General features: G+C 31.2%; 14 protein-coding genes and 1 pseudogene. 1 reads left to right on the top strand and 14 read right to left on the bottom strand.

Going from position 1 to position 18,458, the window contains the following annotated elements:
• Nucleotides 1-494: 494 nt before the first annotated feature.
• Nucleotides 495-1,532 carry a tyrosine-type recombinase/integrase gene (locus tag GVY01_RS01560; protein WP_017636947.1) on the top strand — a complete coding sequence of 346 codons (1,038 nt, stop codon included), beginning with the start codon at nucleotides 495-497 and terminating at the stop codon, nucleotides 1,530-1,532.
• 134 nt (nucleotides 1,533-1,666) lie between these two features.
• Here GVY01_RS01560 and whiA read toward each other — a convergent pair whose 3' ends face one another.
• The 14 genes and pseudogenes from whiA to prfB form a co-directional block, all read right to left on the bottom strand.
• Nucleotides 1,667-2,611, bottom strand: coding sequence for a DNA-binding protein WhiA (whiA, locus tag GVY01_RS01555; protein ID WP_017636948.1), 945 nt, complete (start codon nucleotides 2,609-2,611; stop codon nucleotides 1,667-1,669).
• 152 nt (nucleotides 2,612-2,763) lie between these two features.
• Nucleotides 2,764-3,759 (bottom strand): YvcK family protein, encoded by a 996-nt coding sequence (locus GVY01_RS01550; protein WP_017636949.1) that lies wholly within the window; start codon nucleotides 3,757-3,759, stop codon nucleotides 2,764-2,766.
• Entirely contained in the window at nucleotides 3,756-4,667 is a 912-nt protein-coding gene (rapZ, locus tag GVY01_RS01545) for an RNase adapter RapZ (RefSeq protein WP_017636950.1), read from the bottom strand. The genes GVY01_RS01550 and rapZ overlap by 4 nt, the downstream gene beginning before the upstream one ends.
• A gap of 175 nt (nucleotides 4,668-4,842) precedes the next feature.
• Entirely contained in the window at nucleotides 4,843-5,784 is a 942-nt protein-coding gene (gene trxB / locus GVY01_RS01540) for a thioredoxin-disulfide reductase (RefSeq protein WP_017636951.1), read from the bottom strand.
• 64 nt (nucleotides 5,785-5,848) lie between these two features.
• Entirely contained in the window at nucleotides 5,849-7,288 is a 1,440-nt protein-coding gene (locus GVY01_RS01535) for a tetratricopeptide repeat protein (protein ID WP_108017229.1), read from the bottom strand.
• Between the two features lie 18 nt (nucleotides 7,289-7,306).
• Complete coding sequence (locus GVY01_RS01530) at nucleotides 7,307-7,789, bottom strand: acyltransferase (RefSeq protein ID WP_017638170.1); 483 nt, start codon at nucleotides 7,787-7,789, stop codon at nucleotides 7,307-7,309.
• Nucleotides 7,790-7,796: 7 nt separating this feature from the next.
• The gene (lgt, locus tag GVY01_RS01525; RefSeq protein WP_017638171.1) at nucleotides 7,797-8,633 is read right to left on the bottom strand and encodes a prolipoprotein diacylglyceryl transferase; all 837 of its coding nucleotides are present in this window, start codon (nucleotides 8,631-8,633) and stop codon (nucleotides 7,797-7,799) included.
• Between the two features lie 7 nt (nucleotides 8,634-8,640).
• Complete coding sequence (gene hprK, locus GVY01_RS01520; protein ID WP_017638172.1) at nucleotides 8,641-9,573, bottom strand: HPr(Ser) kinase/phosphatase; 933 nt, start codon at nucleotides 9,571-9,573, stop codon at nucleotides 8,641-8,643.
• Between the two features lie 272 nt (nucleotides 9,574-9,845).
• On the bottom strand, nucleotides 9,846-12,686 hold the full coding sequence (gene uvrA / locus GVY01_RS01515; RefSeq protein ID WP_017638173.1) for an excinuclease ABC subunit UvrA: 2,841 nt from the start codon (nucleotides 12,684-12,686) through the stop codon (nucleotides 9,846-9,848).
• A gap of 7 nt (nucleotides 12,687-12,693) precedes the next feature.
• On the bottom strand, nucleotides 12,694-14,679 hold the full coding sequence (uvrB, locus tag GVY01_RS01510; protein WP_017638174.1) for an excinuclease ABC subunit UvrB: 1,986 nt from the start codon (nucleotides 14,677-14,679) through the stop codon (nucleotides 12,694-12,696).
• A 339-nt stretch (nucleotides 14,680-15,018) separates the two neighbouring features.
• A complete protein-coding gene (locus GVY01_RS01505) occupies nucleotides 15,019-15,246 on the bottom strand; it encodes a CsbA family protein (protein WP_017638175.1) in 228 nt (75 codons plus the stop codon).
• A gap of 5 nt (nucleotides 15,247-15,251) precedes the next feature.
• A complete protein-coding gene (locus GVY01_RS01500; RefSeq protein WP_017638176.1) occupies nucleotides 15,252-15,893 on the bottom strand; it encodes a YfbR-like 5'-deoxynucleotidase in 642 nt (213 codons plus the stop codon).
• A gap of 202 nt (nucleotides 15,894-16,095) precedes the next feature.
• A pseudogene (locus tag GVY01_RS01495) lies at nucleotides 16,096-16,893 on the bottom strand (COG3942 and LysM peptidoglycan-binding domain-containing protein).
• 402 nt (nucleotides 16,894-17,295) lie between these two features.
• Nucleotides 17,296-18,403, bottom strand: a protein-coding gene (prfB, locus tag GVY01_RS01485) for a peptide chain release factor 2 (RefSeq protein WP_159333613.1) whose coding sequence is annotated in 2 segments (ribosomal slippage) — nucleotides 17,296-18,330 and nucleotides 18,332-18,403 — 1,107 coding nt in all. Because the reading frame shifts where the segments join, the coding sequence is not laid out codon by codon here.
• Between the last annotated feature and the right edge of the window lie 55 nt (nucleotides 18,404-18,458).

Below are 18,458 nucleotides of genomic sequence, written 5' to 3'. Positions count from 1 at the left end.
AATTTTGAAAATTTTAAATTGTAAAATAAAATTAAGTGAAGTAATTTATGAAGTACAAACAAATAAAAATAAATATTTTAAATACGCTTTACCTAAAAATATTTCTAATTATAAAGTACGAAAAGTGCTTAAAAATGTCGAAAGTAAATTAGATCATAACTCAAATAATTGATACATTAAAGAGATGTAAATCACAACAACGACAAAATCAACAACAGCTAATATTTCTTATGTGAGAAAGGACTATTTCTTATTATGTTTTATTTCCTTTTTAGTACTATCATCATAATCGTTATGTTGTTTTTACATTCTTTTTATCTAATTCTACGTATTCAAGAAAAGAAAATGACAATAAAAGGGTATTTAATATACATATTAATTTATTTTGTAATTCTAATAATATTATTACTTATTTTTAAAGGTTTAATTTGAGAATATTTTAAAAGGGTAATATACTTACCCTTATTATTTTTACCTTTTTGAGGAGAGATAGTATGCAAACACGACGTTATGATGGTGAAAAGTGGCAATATGAGTTTAAATATGAAGGTAAACGATATCGCAAAAAAGGTTTTAGGACAAAACGAGAGGCAAATTCTGCAGGAATGGATAAACTTAATGAGTTGCGAAATGGCTTTAATACAGACCACAATATTACATTAAAAGCATACTTTGAGAACTGGATTAAAACATATAAACAACCAGTTGTTAATGAAAACACTTATCGTCATTATCGTTTTACTTTAAAGCATATTCAGGATCATAAAATTGGTAACACGGAATTATCAAAAATTAACAAACAAGTCTATCAAAAGTTTATAAATGACTTTTCTAAAGAACACGCTAAAGAAACGATAAGAAAAACAAACGGTGCTATTCGTTCTGCTTTAGAAGACGCAGTTTATGATGGGTTAATACACAAAAATCCAACTTACAAAGTGAATTATAAAGCTGGCAATCCGACTAAGCCAGAAAAAGAAAAATATATATCTTTAAACGATTATGAAAAGTTAAAAGCATATTTAAAAACTATAAATAGTAGATCAGCATTAGCTTTATTTATCATGATTTGTACTGGTTGTCGAATCAGCGGTGTTAGATATATGAAATTAGAATATATAAACCAGTTGAAAAATCAAATATATATTAACGAACATAAAACAGATACTTCTCCTAGATATGTAAGTGTAGCCAAATCAGATATGAAACATATTTTAGATATGATAAATAATTTAATCATCAGTTATGATGGTTACATTTTTAAAGATACTGGTAGTATTATTACTGTGAATGCAATAAACAAAACATTAAAAAAAGCATGTGAAGTAAATGAAATACCTATCATTACATCACATGCTATTAGACATACACATTGTTCATATTTATTAGCCAAAGGTATTTCTATTTACTATATTTCAAAACGGTTAGGTCATAAAAATATAGCAATTACTACATCTGTTTACTCACATTTATTAGAAGAAAAATACAGTGAAGAAGAAACAAAAACGACTAATATTTTAGAAAAGATGTAGTTTAGGGACTCTGTAGGGACTTCAAATGCTTTAATCACCATAGTTATAGCATTTATAAATCTCCTTCGAGGGGGCTAAAATAAGCAACTATTATATATTTACAAAAAAGAATCCCACGTTAATGGGGTTCTTTTTTACAATTCTATTTTCTCACCATTTCGAATTTTGTCAGCTAATTCATTTAATTTTCTTAAACGATGGTTCATACCTGATTTTGATATGGGGCCAGTTGATATCATTTCCCCTAATTCCTTTAAGGAAATTTCTTGGTGCTCAACTCTTAACTTGGCAACCTCTCTTAAACGATCTGGTAAATTATCTAAACCTATTTCTTGATCTATTAATTGAATGCTTTCAACCTGTTTCATTGCAGCGCTTACTGTTTTATTTAAATTTGCTGTTTCACAATTCACTAATCGGTTTACTGAATTTCTCATATCACGGACGATTCTTACATCTTCAAATTTCAACAGCGCTTGGTAACCACCAATTAAACTAAGGAAGTCAGAAATTTTTTCTGCTTCTTTTAAATAAACAATGCTACCTTTTTTACGCTCAAGATGTTTCGCATTTAATTCGTAACTATTCATCAACTTCGTTAAACCTTCAGAATGATTTTCAAATTGAGAAAATATTTCTAAATGGTATGATGACGTTTCTGGGTTATTGACTGATCCACCCGCTAAAAATGCGCCACGTAAATAACTACGTCTCATTTCATCGTCTTGAATCATATCTGGATCTATTTCATGTGTAAATACACCGTTTTTTAATATACCTAGCTCATCAAGAATTTCTCTTGCTCGCATTTTTGTACGACAAATATAAATATTATTTTTCTTTAATTTCATTTTTTTACGTACTAATATTTCTACTTCTACATTAAAAATACGTTTGATCAGGGAATATATCCTTCTTGCGGTAGTTGCATTCTCAGTTTGAACATTAATCACAAACTGTTGATTGGATAGACTTAATGCCCCATTCATACGAATTAATGCACTGAGCTCTGCTTTTGCATTAGCTTCATCTACATCTATACGAGTTAATTCATTTTTCATATCTGATGCAAAGCTCATAGAACATTCATTCCTTTCTAACATTGCCCTTTTGATTTATGTGATAATAACTACATTTTTTAATTTTATTTCAAAATGGATTAAATGTCTCATCTCAATTTTTTATCTTTCAATAAAAAATCAAGTTTCATCTGTATCCAATAACTAAAATATTATTTACGATTATCATTTGGATCAAATTGAATTGTACTAATAAGATCTAATGCTTTTTCATAAATTAATGTTGATAACACTTTTGTATTATGTCTTACAAAATGTTCATCAGATATTTCGACTAGATTTGAAGCCGTAATGACTTCTATTCCATCTTGCTTTAATTCTTCAACATTTACATCAACAGGATCAGAATTTTTCTCTTTATATTTTCTTAAAACATTCTCATTGAATTGATCGGTACAGCAAATAACATAATCTACAAATGATTGACCTGTTTGGCGATGCAATGCATTAATATGTTCTTTCACGGTATAGCCGTCTGTTTCACCAGGTTGAGTCATAACATTAGCTACATATAATTTAGGTGCAGATGAATTAATTAAGGCTTTAGAAATCCCTTTGACACAAAGATTAGAAATAACACTCGTGTATAGTGATCCAGGACCTAATACAATCAAGTCAGCTTCTTCTAACGCTTCAACCGCTTCTTCCATAGGTTCTACATCATCTGGCTCTAAAAAGACTTTTTCTATTTTTTCTTGTTTCTTCGGAATTTTTGATTCGCCATATACGATTTCACCATTTTCCATAATAGCATTTAACTGAACGCTTGTATTGGTAGATGGAATTACTTTACCTTTAATATTTAAAACTTTACTTAGTTCTCTAATAGCATGTCCAAAGTCATTAGTAATATTTGTCATCCCCGCAATTAATAAATTTCCTAAAGAATGACCACTAATTTGATTTTCTTCAAATCTATATTGGAATAATTGAGTTAGTACAGACTCCGAGTCGCTCAGTGCAGCAATCACATTTCTTATATCCCCAGGTGCTGGAATATCCATTTCATTACGAATTTTACCCGTACTTCCACCATCATCAGCAACAGTAACTATGGCAGTAATATTTATAGGAAACTCTCTTAGACCCCTTGCCAATACAGATAAACCAGTCCCTCCGCCAATTAAAACTACTTTCATTCTTCTCATTGTTGTTCTCCACTTTCAATATGTGCATCTCTATGATGAACATATACTTTATAATCGAAAACGTCGTTAAGATATTCTCCTAAACGTTTAGTTAATGCTACTGAGCGATGTTGACCTCCAGTACAGCCAATTGCTATGACTAACTGTGACTTGCCTTCTTTTTTATAACCAGGAATCATAAATTTCAATAAGTCAGTTAATTTATCAAAGAAGATTTCGGTTTCTTTCCATTTCATAACGTACGTATAAACTTCTTCGTCCATGCCTGTTAATGGACGTAGTTCTTCAACATAGTATGGGTTTGGTAAAAATCGAACATCAAATACTAAATCTGCATCCATTTGTATACCGTGTTTAAAACCAAAGCTAGTGACGTTTATTGTAAATGTTTCAAAGTTTTCATCTTCATAGTAATTAACTACTCTAGCTTTTAATTCTTTAGGTTTAAGTTGACTTGTGTCTATGACATAATTTGCAATACTTCTAATTCGTGAAAGATGTTGACGTTCTTCATTAATAGCATCAATAAGTGAACGTTGTCCCTTTTCATTTAAAGGATGTGCTCTTCTAGATTCTTTATATCTTGAAATTAATTTTTCAGTTGTTGCTTCTAAAAACATGACGTCTACAATAACGTCATTTCTACTTTTAATTAAATCAATTTCCTTAACCAATGATTTAAACAGTTCTTTACCTCTTAAGTCTATTGCAATAGCCACTTTTTGTAATGATGGATTACCTTGTTCCATCAATTCAACAAATTTAGGTAATAGTACGGGTGGTAAGTTATCTACACAAAAATAACCTATATCTTCTAGACTTTGAATCACTAAAGATTTTCCTGCACCAGATAATCCAGTGACAACAAGTAATTCACTTTTCCCAATTTCTTTTTCAGAATTTACCATTTTATCGGTTCACCGCCAGTTCAGTTGATATTCATATATTAATAGGTTCATCATACCACACTCATTTTCACAAAGGAATGTAATCAATACTTATAAAAAAGCTAGAACAACAAATGGATTATCATTGTTATAATCCTCCTATTGCTCTAGCTTTATTTCTTGTTATAAACGATATTTAAGCTTCTAATTTATCTTTAATACTTTCAATATAATCAGCCGCACTTTGTGCCGCAATACTACCATCACCTGTTGCTGTTACAATTTGACGTAAACCTTTATCTCTTACGTCGCCTGCAGCATAGATACCAGGTACATCTGTACTCATATCAGCTTGAGTTACAATATAACCATTTTCATTTGTAATACCTAAATCAGTGAATGGTGCAGTTAATGGTTTCATACCAATATAAATAAATACGCCATCTGCATCGTATGTTACTTCTGAACCATCTTTAGTTGACTCTAAAGTTACTGATCCTACTTTGCCATCTTTGTCATTTATTGTTTTTAATGTATGGCTCCAAATAAAATCAACTTTATCATTTTTAAATGCACGATCTTGTAAAATACTTTGTGCGCGTAATTCGTCTCTTCTGTGGACAATCGTCACTTTATCAGCAAATTTTGTTAAGAATGTACCTTCTTCAACTGCTGAGTCACCACCGCCGATAACAAATAAACGTTTATTTTTGAAGAATGCACCATCACATACTGCACAATAACTTACGCCACGTCCGCCTAATTCTTGTTCACCTGGTACGCCTATTTTTTTATATTCAGCACCAGTTGAAATAATAACTGCATGTGCAGTAATTTCTTTGTTTCCTAAATTAACTACTTTATAGTCGCCTTTATCTTCTATTGATTTAATATCACCATATTGATAAGTAGCGCCAAATTTTTTCGCATGTTCAAACATTTTTGTAGATAAATCTGGTCCAGTAATCATTTCAAATCCTGGAAAGTTTTCTACCTCTTCTGTATTTGCCATTTGGCCACCTGCCATACCACGTTCAATCATAACAGTGTTTAAATTTGCACGTGATGCATAAACTGCAGCCGTCATACCAGCAGGGCCTGCACCTATAATTGCTACATCAAAATCTACTTCAGTCATTTACTTGCCCTCCTACTTAATAATCATTAAACGCATTATATATCAAAATAAGTATTTCATAAATTTATATGCTCAGAATATAAGTTATCGTTTTATCAAGTTTATAATTACTAATATCAAACCATTCTTTTATTTGCTTTTTAGTCAATTTTTGGTTGGTATGTTGATAATACAAATATAAGAACGCACCTAAATATCTATCTAATTCTGTTAAATCAGCTTGATCTGCAATAATTGATTCAGCTTGATCTATCCATTGAACAAATAAAGATGTATCATTTCTAAATTCATCAAATTGATATAATTTGACCATGCCACGATGTATGAAATCTAATTTATTTAGTGTCAAACCTTGAACTAAGTATGTTAAATATAGTTTCTCATAATCATTCATCGTTTCTAATACGGCCCAAATTTCTTCTGTAATCAATATTTCTTTACCATTCAATTGATTCAACAAGAATATACCATATAATCTATAATGACTATCGTCGTCCATTAATAAAGGTAAAATACGTTGATCAAATACATGTTTACTTTCTTCAATTACCCATGGTGGAAAACCTACATCAACTTTAGAAATTTGTAATAACTTGTTCCAAAATTGAATACTTTCATCTTTATTTCCTAGGTAATAATAATTGTAGCTTAAGGCATTAAACATTTGAATAGAAGCAAATTTCCCTTTTTTATATAAAGGAAGCAATAATTTTTGAGAAGCATGATATTGTTTCAAATAACTTAAGACAATACCTAATTTAAAACTTTCATCGTCATTCATTGGCATGACTTTGTTTAAAATATTTAAGTAACGCTTATATTTATCCATATCATTTGTATTGTAAAGTAGTAACGTATAATGACACAGTGCATGAACATCTGAATTATCTTCATTTAGTAACTCTTCAAACATGTCCTTTGCTATATCATATTCGCCTAAATATAAATAACACATCGCTAATAAATTTTTTATCACTCGATGATTTTGAATATCTTCATCTTGATTTAAAATATAAGTTCTCGCTTCTTCTAAACGTCCCTGTGAAAATAAAAATTGAAATAATAGTTGTACTGCAAATAGTTGTGCTTCGATTTCTATTTGATGTTCGTTTGAATACGACACATCGAATGTTTGTTCAAGCTCATCTCGGAAATCTTGATCATCTGTAATTAATACATAATTAATACCAAACAAGAATGCCTTGTTTGGTTCATTTAATTCAATGTTTAACTGACTCAACTCATAAAAACTATCTGCCTTACGTCTATCATTTATAATATTTTCATAAAATACCTTTTCAGCTTGGCTTCCAAAACCTAGTTTTAGTAAACATTGAGCATAGTTTAATTGAATATCAAAATCCTCAGGTGACAATTCTAGCACTTTACCGTAATAATCGACTGCTTTTTTATAATCTTGTTGCTTCCACTTCTGATTAGCCATTTTACGATAAAACGGTTCATCAAAAGCCATTGAAATAATTTTATTGTTTTTATCTGCCAAAGATTGTCACCTCCATCTTTAATTTATTTTTATAGGATTACCAATCGCATATGCGCAATCTGGCACATCTTTTGAGACAACTGTTCCTGCACCAATGGTGACATGACTTCCAATAGTTACTCCAGGAAGTATTGTCACATTAGCACCTATTAATGTATTATGACCTATTTGAACTTTACCATATTTAAATTCATCCACTAAAATTTCGTGCGTTAATATTGTAGTATTATAACCAATCACACTATTGTTGCCAACAGTTATTAATTCGGGATAAAACAAATCTGGTACTACTTTATATGCGAATACAGTTTGTTTGCCAATATTCATTTTTAAATACTTACGATAGATAACATTTTTTAATTTTAAATTTGGCATTACTCGACAAATTTCAATTATTAATGTTTGTTTAAACACTTTTGGAAAACGTATTAGTCGATATATTTGCCATAATGGATTAATCGATGATTTTTGATATCTATCATGTGTTTGGAGTTTTCTCATTGAAAATCTACACCTTTTGCTTTGGCCAACTTAATGGACCAGCATTTTTATAAACAGGTGGTTGAAATTTATATCGTCTATAAATAATTAAAATAATACTAATAATGATAAGTATAACCGATACTAATTGTGCCACTCTTATATGACTTGTCAACATCAAGCTGTCTGTTCTAAGTCCTTCAACAAAGAAACGACCTATTGAATACCAAATTAGATATAAGAAGAATGTTTCTCCTAGTTTCAAATGCTTTCTAATCGAAATTAATAAGATAAATCCTAACACATCCCATACTGATTCGTATAAAAATGTTGGATGATAATAATGACCATCAATATACATATTATTAATAATAAATCGAGGTATATGAAGTTGTTCCAAGAATGTTTTAGATACTATACCGCCGTGTGCTTCATGGTTCATGAAATTGCCCCATCGTCCAATACCTTGAGCTAAAATAATACTCGGTGCGACAATGTCTCCAATTTGGAATGGGTTTAAATTTTTTAATTTACATACGATAACTCCTGTAATAAAGCCACCTATTAATCCTCCATGGATAGCTATACCGCCATGCCATATTTTAGGTATTTCTCCTGGATTTTGCATGTAATATGGCCATTGGAATATTACAAAATATATACGAGCTACAATAAAACCAAATATGGCACAATAAAAGATAACATCTACTAATGTGTCTTTATGTAGACCAACTCTCTTCAAAGCTTCTTGTGCTACAAAATACCCTATTAAGATACCACAAGCAATTATAATTCCATACCATCGTATTTGTAATGGACCTAGGTGAAATGCGACAGGATCAATATAACTCAAAGTTAAATCCATAAACTAATTACTCCTCACTTTTATGACTGTTACGAACAATTTCATCATTAAGTCGTTCGCTAAATTCTTCTGCTGTATTTATTCCCATAATATTTAAACGATAGTTCATAGCAGCAACTTCAATAATAACTGCAACGTTTCGTCCAGGTCTTACAGGAATTGTTTTTTTCGTGATTTCAGTATCTAAAATACGTAAAGTCTCTTCGTTTAAGCCGACTCTATCGTATAACTTTTCTTTATCCCAGTTTTCTAAATTAATATTTAAACGGATTTGTTTTTCAGTTAAAATTGAGCCCGCCCCAAATAATGTCATCACATTAATGATTCCTAAACCACGTATTTCTAATAAATGTTCTATTAATTTTGGTGGTTTACCTATTAATTCATCTTTAGTAATTTCTCTTATCTCAACATTGTCATCAGCAACTAATCTATGTCCTCTTTTAACTAATTCTAATGCTGTTTCACTTTTACCGATACCAGAGTCACCAGTTATGAGAACACCTACACCATAAACATCAACTAGTACGCCATGTAATGATGTTGTTTTTGCTAGTTCATGTTCTAAAAATGTAGTTAATCTACTCATTAAACTTGTCGTTGCATCTTTAGCAACAATAAGTGGTGTATTTAATTCTTTTGCTGATTCAACTAATTCTTCAGGAGGCTCTAATCCTCTTGTTACTATAATTGCAGGTGTATCTGGTCGACATAATTTTCTCATTCTTCCTTGACGTTCATCATCTGGAAGTAAATTATAAAATGATAACTCAGTCGTACCTAATAATTGTATTCTGTCTGAAGCGTAATGTGAGAAGTAACCAGCCATTTCTAAACCAGGTCTAGAGATATCTGTGTTTTTAATTGGTTTATTTAATCCTTCTTCCCCAGCTATTAATTCTAATTTTAATAATTCAACTAATCTTTCAGTTGTTAACATGTGTTCACCTCTATTTGAAATGTTACTACAATTTCGCTTTCTTTAATCATATCAAAAATCAAACTACTTTCTATATCAAAAAGTTACGCTTATTTAATATTTAGAAAATACGCTCTATAAATTAAGCCTTATTGAATACTTTATTATGTATATTGTTTTTGAAAAATGTGTATTCTTTTTAATTTGGATGATAAATATCTACATTTAAAAAAGATGATTCCAGTATACTCTGAAATCACCTTAATATAAATTATAACATCATTCTTTTATGATTAATCTTTATTTCTATCTCTTTCTAATACAGTTTTTAAATATTGTCCTGTATAAGAGTTTTCTACATTCGCAATGTCTTCAGGCGTACCAGTAGCAACGATCGTTCCACCACCATCGCCACCTTCTGGGCCTAAATCAATAATATGATCTGCAGTTTTAATGACATCTAAGTTATGTTCAATAATCACAACAGTATCACCATTTTCAACAAGACGATTTAATACCTTTAATAATCTGCTAATATCATCTACATGTAAACCAGTTGTTGGTTCGTCTAAAATGTAAATGGAACGTCCTGTAGAGCGTTTATGCAATTCTGATGCGAGTTTAACACGTTGTGCTTCCCCACCAGATAAAGTTGTTGCTTGCTGTCCTAATGTGACATATCCTAAACCAACATCTACTAATGTCTGTAGTTTACGTTTAATCTTAGGTATATTTTCAAAGAAATGAGTTGCATCTTCAGCAGTCATTTCTAAAACATCAGCAATATTTTTACCTTTATATTTGACTTCAAGTGTTTCTCTATTATAGCGTTTACCGTCACATACCTCACAAGGAACATAAACATCTGGTAAGAAATGCATTTCTATTTTAATAATACCGTCACCTTTACAAGCTTCACAACGTCCGCCTTTAACATTAAAACTAAAACGACCTTTTTGATAGCCACGTATTTTAGCTTCATTGGTTTGAGCAAAAACATCTCTTATATCATCAAACACGCCTGTATAAGTTGCTGGATTTGAACGTGGTGTTCTACCAATCGGTGATTGATCAATATCGATAATTTTATCTAATTGATCTATGCCTTTAATAGAATCATATTCTCCAGGTTTCACCTTAGATTTATTAATTTTTTGTGCTAGTGATTTATATAACACTTCATTAACTAATGAACTTTTACCTGAGCCTGATACACCTGTCACTACAGTCATTACTGATAGAGGGAAATCAACATCTACATTTTTTAAGTTATTGCTTTTAGCACCTTTAATACTAATTTTCTTTTTCGTAACTTCCCGACGATATTCAGGTACATCAATTTTCTTCTTACCACTTAAATATTGTCCAGTTAATGAGTTTTTATCTTTCATCACTTGTTTTGGTGTACCTTGTGCAACAATTTCACCACCGTGACTACCAGCACCTGGACCTACATCCACTAAATAATCTGCAGAACGCATCGTATCATCATCATGTTCTACAACAATCAATGTATTGCCTAAATCCCGCATTTCTTTAAGTGTGTTAATTAGACGATCATTATCACGCTGATGTAAACCTATTGAAGGTTCGTCTAAAACATAAAGTACACCTGTTAAACGAGACCCAATTTGTGTTGCTAATCGAATTCGTTGTGCTTCACCACCAGATAATGTTCCAGAAGCACGGTTTAATGTAAGGTATTCAAGCCCAACATTATTTAAGAAAGCTAGACGTGAAATAATTTCCTTAAGAATTTGATTTGCTATTGCTTGGTCTTGTTCTGATAGTTCAATGTTTTGATAATATTTCAATGCTTCTTTAATCGAATCTTGAACAACTTCGCCTATATTGTATCCACCAACATAAACAGACAATGCTTCTTTACTTAAACGCTTGCCATGACAAGTCTCACAAGGTAACTCGGTCATGTATCTACTCATCATTTCACGAGTATATTCTGATGGTGATTCATGATATCGACGATCAATATTATTAAGAACACCTTCAAAGACCATTTTTCTTTTACGTTTGCCGCCACCAAATCGTTGGTTAAATGTAAATTCAATTTCTTTATCGCCTGAGCCATGCATTAATATATTTTTCTGTCTATCGGTAAGTTTTTTATAAGGTTTATCCATATTAATTTTATAAACTTCACAGACACGTTTTAGTAAAGTTGGATAAAAATCTGAACTTGTTGGCTCCCAAGGTTCAATGGCACCTTCGTTTAGTGTTTTGTTTGGGTCAGGTATAACTAAATCCATATCGACTGTTAATCTTTGACCTAACCCATCACAAGTAGGACAAGCACCAAATGGGCTGTTAAAACTAAACATTCGTGGTTCTAATTCGCCAATTGAGAATCCACAAATAGGACATGCATGATTTTCAGAGAACTTTAGGTCTTCTCCATCAATTACATCAACTGTTAAACTTCCTTCAGATAATTCAAGTGCTGTTTCTATAGAATCTGCTAGTCTTGTTTCAATTCCTTCTTTAATGACTAGTCTATCAACAACAACTTCTATAGTATGGTTTTTGTTTTTATCTAAATCTGGCACTTCATTAACATCAACAATTTCTCCGTCTACTCGTAAACGTACATAACCTTTTTTGCCAATATCTTCGATTAGCTTTTCATGACTTCCTTTACGATGTGAAACCACAGGAGCTAACAATTGAATTTTTGTTCGCGTTTCTAATTCTAATATTCTATCTACCATTTGTTGAACAGTCTGTGACTCTATTTCAATATTATGGTTTGGACAATAAGGTTTACCCACTCGAGCATATAATAATCTGATATAATCGTAAATTTCAGTTACGGTTGCAACTGTAGATCGTGGGTTCTTACTTGTTGTCTTTTGATCAATGGAAATAGCCGGTGATAATCCTTCAATAGTATCTACATCTGGTTTATCCATTTGACCTAAAAATTGTCGTGCGTATGCACTTAATGATTCTACATATCTTCTTTGGCCTTCTGCATAAATAGTGTCAAAGGCTAATGAAGACTTACCTGAACCTGAAATACCTGTCATTACAATTAATTTGTCTTTAGGTAATTCAATATCGACACCTTTTAAATTATGCGCTCTTGCACCTTTCACTACTATGGATGGTTCTCTCATTTAATTGTCACCCTTCTGATTTTAATTCAAATAACATATCTCTTAGTTCTGTTGCTTTTTCAAAGTCTAAATCTTTAGCTGCTTTTTTCATTTCTTTTTCTATATTTTCTATCGTTTTTTGTCGTTCTTTTTTAGTCATTTTCTTAGGTAGTTCAGTTTGTTTATTTTCATTTGTTTCGTCATTTTCAACAGTGGCACTAATAACATCATGAATTTTCTTATTAATTGTTTTAGGCGTAATACCATATTTTTCGTTATGCGCTGTTTGTATTTCACGACGTCTTTGTGTTTCATCAATGGCGTATCTCATAGAATCTGTAATTTTATCAGCATACATGATTACTTCGCCTCGATCATTACGTGCTGCTCGTCCAATTGTTTGAATTAATGAGCGATTAGAACGTAAAAATCCTTCTTTATCCGCGTCTAAAATGACTACTAAAGAAACTTCAGGAATATCTATACCCTCTCTTAGTAAATTAATACCAACGATGGCATCATATGTACCCATTCTTAAATCTCGAATAATTTCTATTCTTTCAAGCGTTTTAATTTCTGAATGAAGATAATTTACTTTAACACCCGCTTCTTTCATATAGGTAGTTAAGTCCTCACTCATTTTTTTCGTCAACGTTGTAACAAGTACTCTTTCATTCTTATCAATTCTATCTTGAATTTCACTTAACAAATCATCAATTTGGTTTTCTGTTGGACGTACATCAATTTTCGGATCTAGTAATCCTGTAGGTCTAATAATTTGTTCGACCATTTCATCAGTATGTTCTAGTTCGTATGGTCCTGGCGTTGCTGATACATATACTAATTGATTTGTTTTTTCTTCAAATTCTTCAAATTTTAGTGGTCTGTTATCTAAAGCACTTGGCAATCTGAAACCATGATCAACTAAAACTTGTTTACGCGCTCTGTCACCATTATACATCCCTCTAACCTGAGGCAATGTTACGTGAGATTCATCGATCATAATTAACCAATCATCACCAAAGTAATCTAATAATGTATAAGGTGTAGAACCTAATGGTCGTAATGTTAAATGAACTGAATAGTTTTCGATACCTGAACAGAAGCCCATTTCCCGCATCATTTCTAAATCATAATTTGTACGTTGTTCTAATCTTTGGGCTTCAAGTAATTTATTTTCATCTCTTAATTCTTTTAATCGTTCTTCCAATTCTTTTTCAATACGTTCGATTGCTACTTTCATTTTTTCTTCACGAGTAACGAAGTGAGATGCTGGGAATATAGCAAAATGCTCACGTTCTCTAATAACTTCGCCAGTTAAATAGTTAACCTCTCTAATTCGATCTACTTCATCTCCGAAAAATTCCACTCGAATACACATTTCTTCTCTAGATGCTGGGAAAATTTCTACCACATCACCGCGGACTCTAAATGTACCCCTTTGGAAATCTATATCATTTCTAGTATATTGTACATCTACTAATTTTCTTAGTAATTCGCTGCGTTCCATTTCCATACCAACGCGGACGCTAACAACTAAATCTTTATATTCTTCTGGGTTACCTAAACCATAAATACAACTTACACTAGCAATGATGATAACATCGTCTCTCTCAAACAATGCACTTGTCGCAGAGTGTCTTAATTGATCAATTTCATCATTAATAGAAGCATCTTTTTCTATAAAAGTATCCGTAGATGGTACATATGCTTCAGGTTGATAGTAATCATAATAACTAACGAAATATTCCACTCTATTTTCAGGGAAAAATTCTTTGAATTCACTATATAATTGGCCAGCTAATGTTTTGTTATGTGCGATTATCAATGTAGGTTTACCCACTTGTTGAATCACATTACTCATTGTAAATGTTTTACCCGTACCAGTTGCACCAAGTAATGTTTGATGTCTTTTACCTTCTTCAACACCCTTTACAATTTTCTTTATAGCTTCAGGTTGGTCACCTTGTGGATCAAACTCTGAATTTAATTTGAATGGATAATGTTCGACCATTACGACATACGCCTCCTATGTTGTTTACATCTAAAATCTATTACTTATTGTTAATTGAGTATCTTTGAAAGAGTGTTACTCCTACTATACGAATTTATTAATCTATTTCCCTTATTATTTATTAGTCATGCATCAGTCTGTTCTTATAAGTATACATGGGATTATTTATTCATAATTTATTATCTATTTTAACAAATTTTTATCACGAAATACAAACATTTGTTCGCTAATTTTTTTATATTATATGATAAACAAAAAACAAACATAGTTAACGAACTATGCTTGCTTTCTAAACTAATATTTATTTATCATGATGGTTAATTCAGTGTATTGTTTCTGTTATTCTTCTCTTTTGTGAAATTCTAATTGATCTATGATTAAATATCCGGCTAGCAATGATACAACATCTATAAAGATAATCCATTCATTGTGGAAAAAGCCTTTATAAATTGACGTAGCTATTAATATTAAAGTTACGGAAGTACCAATCCATTTATTTTTAGTAACTACACTAAAGAGAACGATTAATATACAAGGAAAAAATGCAGCACATGCATACCAAATCATTTATTTCACCTGTTTCTTTTATTAAGTATTGTCATTGTCGTTTCACGTAATTCTGTTCTTGGGATAAAGTTTTCAGTTAACATTTCAGGAATTACATTATCAATAAAATCTTGAACAGAAGCTAAATGATCGAATTGCATAATCGTTTCTAAACTCATTTCATATATTTCGAAAAATAATGGTTCGGGATTACGTTTTTGTATTTCTCCAAACGTTTCATAAAGTAAATCAATTTTATCTGCTACAGCTAGTATTTGACCTTCTATAGAGTCATCTTTACCTTCTTGTAGTCTCAATCTATAAATATCACGATATTGAGAAGGAATTTCCTCTTCGATAAAATTCTCTACCATTTCTTCTTCAACTTGAGAAAAAAGCATTTTCAACTCTCTACTAGCATATTTTACAGGGGTCTTGATATCTCCAGTAAACACTTCTGCAAAATCATGGTTCAAAGCTTTTTCATACAAACTTTTCCAGTCAATGACATTACCATTATATTCTTCTACAGTACCTAAATATTGTGCTATTTTAGTTACTTTAAATGAATGCGCAGCTACGTTATGTTCAAAATATTTAAATTTGCCAGGCAACCTAATAAGCTTTTCCAAATCAGATAATCTTTTATAATATTGATGAATGCCCATTGTGTGATGCCTCCTTTATATTTAATCATAGATGAAGACTTATTTTTTATTATACCAATCATCGTTATGATTAAAAGTAATATCCTAATATCGTTTTCAAAACCTTCACTTAGTACACAAAATATTGATAAAAAATGAGCAGCAATACAATAATTTTAAATCATTGTATTACTGCTATTTTAATCCTATTAAATGTTAAAGATTAGTGTATATAATTATAACTTCCTGGATTTGTGATTGTTCTATATGATTTAACATTAAATCCACCGTTCCAGTTCATTTCAGAAACTGTAAGTGTACCATTACTATTTACCTTTTCAACAACACCTACATGCCCATATCCTCCAGCACCATTAGTACCTGGATTAGATTGGAATACTGCTCCTGCAACTGGAGTATTGTTTACTGTGAAACCTGCATTTCTAGCGCTAGTAGCCCAGTCAGCAGCATTACCCCAAAGGCTACCAATTGGTTTGCCTAATTCAGCACGTCTATTAAATGCATAATAAGTACAATTACCAAATGCATATAAGTTCCCAGAATTACTTATTGAATGTAAACCATTTGAACCTTCATACGATGGTTCTGCTGTATATTGTACTTGAGGTGCTGATACTTGTGGCACATTATTATATTGTGTACTTGCTGATGGAATTGGTTCTTCAGCTTCGAATTGATTAGAGCTATATGATGTATTTTGAACTTGGTTTGCTAATCCTGTTGGCGATACTACAATAATATCTCCAGGGAAAATTAATGGTGTTACTCCAGGATTAAGTTTATACAATTCGTCTAAAGTAATATCATGATCTAAAGCGATTTGATACAACGTATCACCTGATTTGACGATATATTAGCTCGTGCTGTCAGCTTCAACTGCTGCTACATTCTGAGATGCATTAACATTAGATATAGATGTTTGTTCTTGAGCGTCTGAAACATTACTTAATGCAATAAATGCAGCTGCTGATGATAATGATACTAAAAACGTCTTCTTCATTAATATGTCATTCCTTTGTTGTAAATTCTAATTTGATGAATTTAATATACCACAATATTATTTTAAAATGAGTAATGTTAAATTGATGTAATATAATATTTATACACAATAATATAAACTTGCCATATATATTTCATTACAAATTCATTAGTATCAGTCATCCCATTAATTTTTTAGGCTATTTTTACACCTAGTCAAAATATTACTGAGTAATATTACAAACTACTAATTGCATAGAGTTATTTAGTTATAGTCTTTTTCAAATATACGTATTTGCGTTATTAAAATGGATTTCAAAACATTTAACTACTACATACTTAAAAAATTATAAATTAAAAAGGCGCTTATCACGTAAGCACCTTTCAAAATATTATTCCAATTGTTGCCTATTTAACTTATAACTTATTTATCCATTTGCCATCTTAAATACGATTCAATAAATGGACCAATATCTCCATCCATTACAGCATCTACTTTACCAGTTTCTTCATTGGTACGATGATCTTTTACCATTGAATAAGGATGGAATACATATGAACGAATTTGACTTCCCCATCCTATTTCTTTTTGTTCTCCACGAATTTCTGCCATTTCTTGTGCTTGTTCCTCTAATTTAAGTTGATATAATTTTGATTTCAACATTTTCATAGCTGCTTCACGGTTTTTAATTTGTGAACGTTCATTTTGATTATTAACAACAATACCAGTAGGATGGTGGGTAATTCTAATTGCTGATTCTGTTTTATTAATATGTTGTCCACCTGCACCAGATGCTCTAAATGTATCAACTGTAATGTCATCAGAATTAATTTCGATTTCAATTTCATCGTTATCAAAGTCTGGAATAACGTCACAAGATGCGAATGATGTATGACGTCGACCTGACGAATCAAAAGGTGAAATTCTAACTAACCTATGCACACCTTTTTCAGCTTTTAAATAACCATAAGCGTTATGACCTTTAATTAATAATGTCACACTTTTCACTCCTGCTTCATCACCAGGTAAATAGTCAACTGTTTCTACTTTGAAACCACTCTGTTCACAATAGCGTTGGTACATTCTTAATAACATACTCACCCAATCTTGTGATTCAGTGCCACCTGCGCCAGGATGTAGCTCTAAAATAGCATTATTCGCATCATATGGACCGTCTAACAGTAATTGTAATTCGAAACGATCAATATCTTCTTTAAATGCAACGACGTCATTTTCTAATTCTTGTTTCAAGTCTTCGTCATAATCTTCTTGTAAAAGTTCAACAGTTGCTGACATATCTTCAACAGCTTCGTCTAATTTATAATAACCATTAACGATAGATTTCAAAGTGTTATTTTTATCTATAATATCTTGTGCTTTATTTTGATTGTCCCAAAAATTAGGTTCAGTCATCATTTCTTCATATTCCTGTATATTAGTCTCTTTATTTTCTAAGTCAAAGAGACCACCTAATTTGACTTAAATTGTCTTGATACGAATCTATATTTCGTTTGATTTCTGATAATTCCATAATGTCTCTCCTATTTCACTTGTAGTTTGATTTATTGTTTTAACATAAATATTAT

It is taken from the genome of Staphylococcus sp. 8AQ, from assembly GCF_902506595.1.
Classification (GTDB): Bacteria; Bacillota; Bacilli; order Staphylococcales; family Staphylococcaceae; genus Staphylococcus; species Staphylococcus pasteuri.
The sequence above is the reverse complement of the archived record's forward strand: the minus strand, read 5'-3'. Positions and strand labels throughout refer to the sequence as shown.

Bases quoted from the DNA above. Each gene is read 5' to 3' on its own strand.
- GVY01_RS01560 (WP_017636947.1), top strand. From the start codon at position 495: ATGCAAACACGACGTTATGATGGTGAAAAGTGGCAATATGAGTTTAAA.
- whiA (WP_017636948.1), bottom strand. From the start codon at position 2,611: ATGAGCTTTGCATCAGATATGAAAAATGAATTAACTCGTATAGATGTA.
- GVY01_RS01550 (WP_017636949.1), bottom strand. From the start codon at position 3,759: ATGAGAAGAATGAAAGTAGTTTTAATTGGCGGAGGGACTGGTTTATCT.
- rapZ (WP_017636950.1), bottom strand. From the start codon at position 4,667: ATGGTAAATTCTGAAAAAGAAATTGGGAAAAGTGAATTACTTGTTGTC.
- trxB (WP_017636951.1), bottom strand. From the start codon at position 5,784: ATGACTGAAGTAGATTTTGATGTAGCAATTATAGGTGCAGGCCCTGCT.
- GVY01_RS01530 (WP_017638170.1), bottom strand. From the start codon at position 7,789: ATGAGAAAACTCCAAACACATGATAGATATCAAAAATCATCGATTAAT.
- lgt (WP_017638171.1), bottom strand. From the start codon at position 8,633: ATGGATTTAACTTTGAGTTATATTGATCCTGTCGCATTTCACCTAGGT.
- hprK (WP_017638172.1), bottom strand. From the start codon at position 9,573: ATGTTAACAACTGAAAGATTAGTTGAATTATTAAAATTAGAATTAATA.
- uvrA (WP_017638173.1), bottom strand. From the start codon at position 12,686: ATGAGAGAACCATCCATAGTAGTGAAAGGTGCAAGAGCGCATAATTTA.
- uvrB (WP_017638174.1), bottom strand. From the start codon at position 14,679: ATGGTCGAACATTATCCATTCAAATTAAATTCAGAGTTTGATCCACAA.
- GVY01_RS01505 (WP_017638175.1), bottom strand. From the start codon at position 15,246: ATGATTTGGTATGCATGTGCTGCATTTTTTCCTTGTATATTAATCGTT.
- GVY01_RS01500 (WP_017638176.1), bottom strand. From the start codon at position 15,893: ATGGGCATTCATCAATATTATAAAAGATTATCTGATTTGGAAAAGCTT.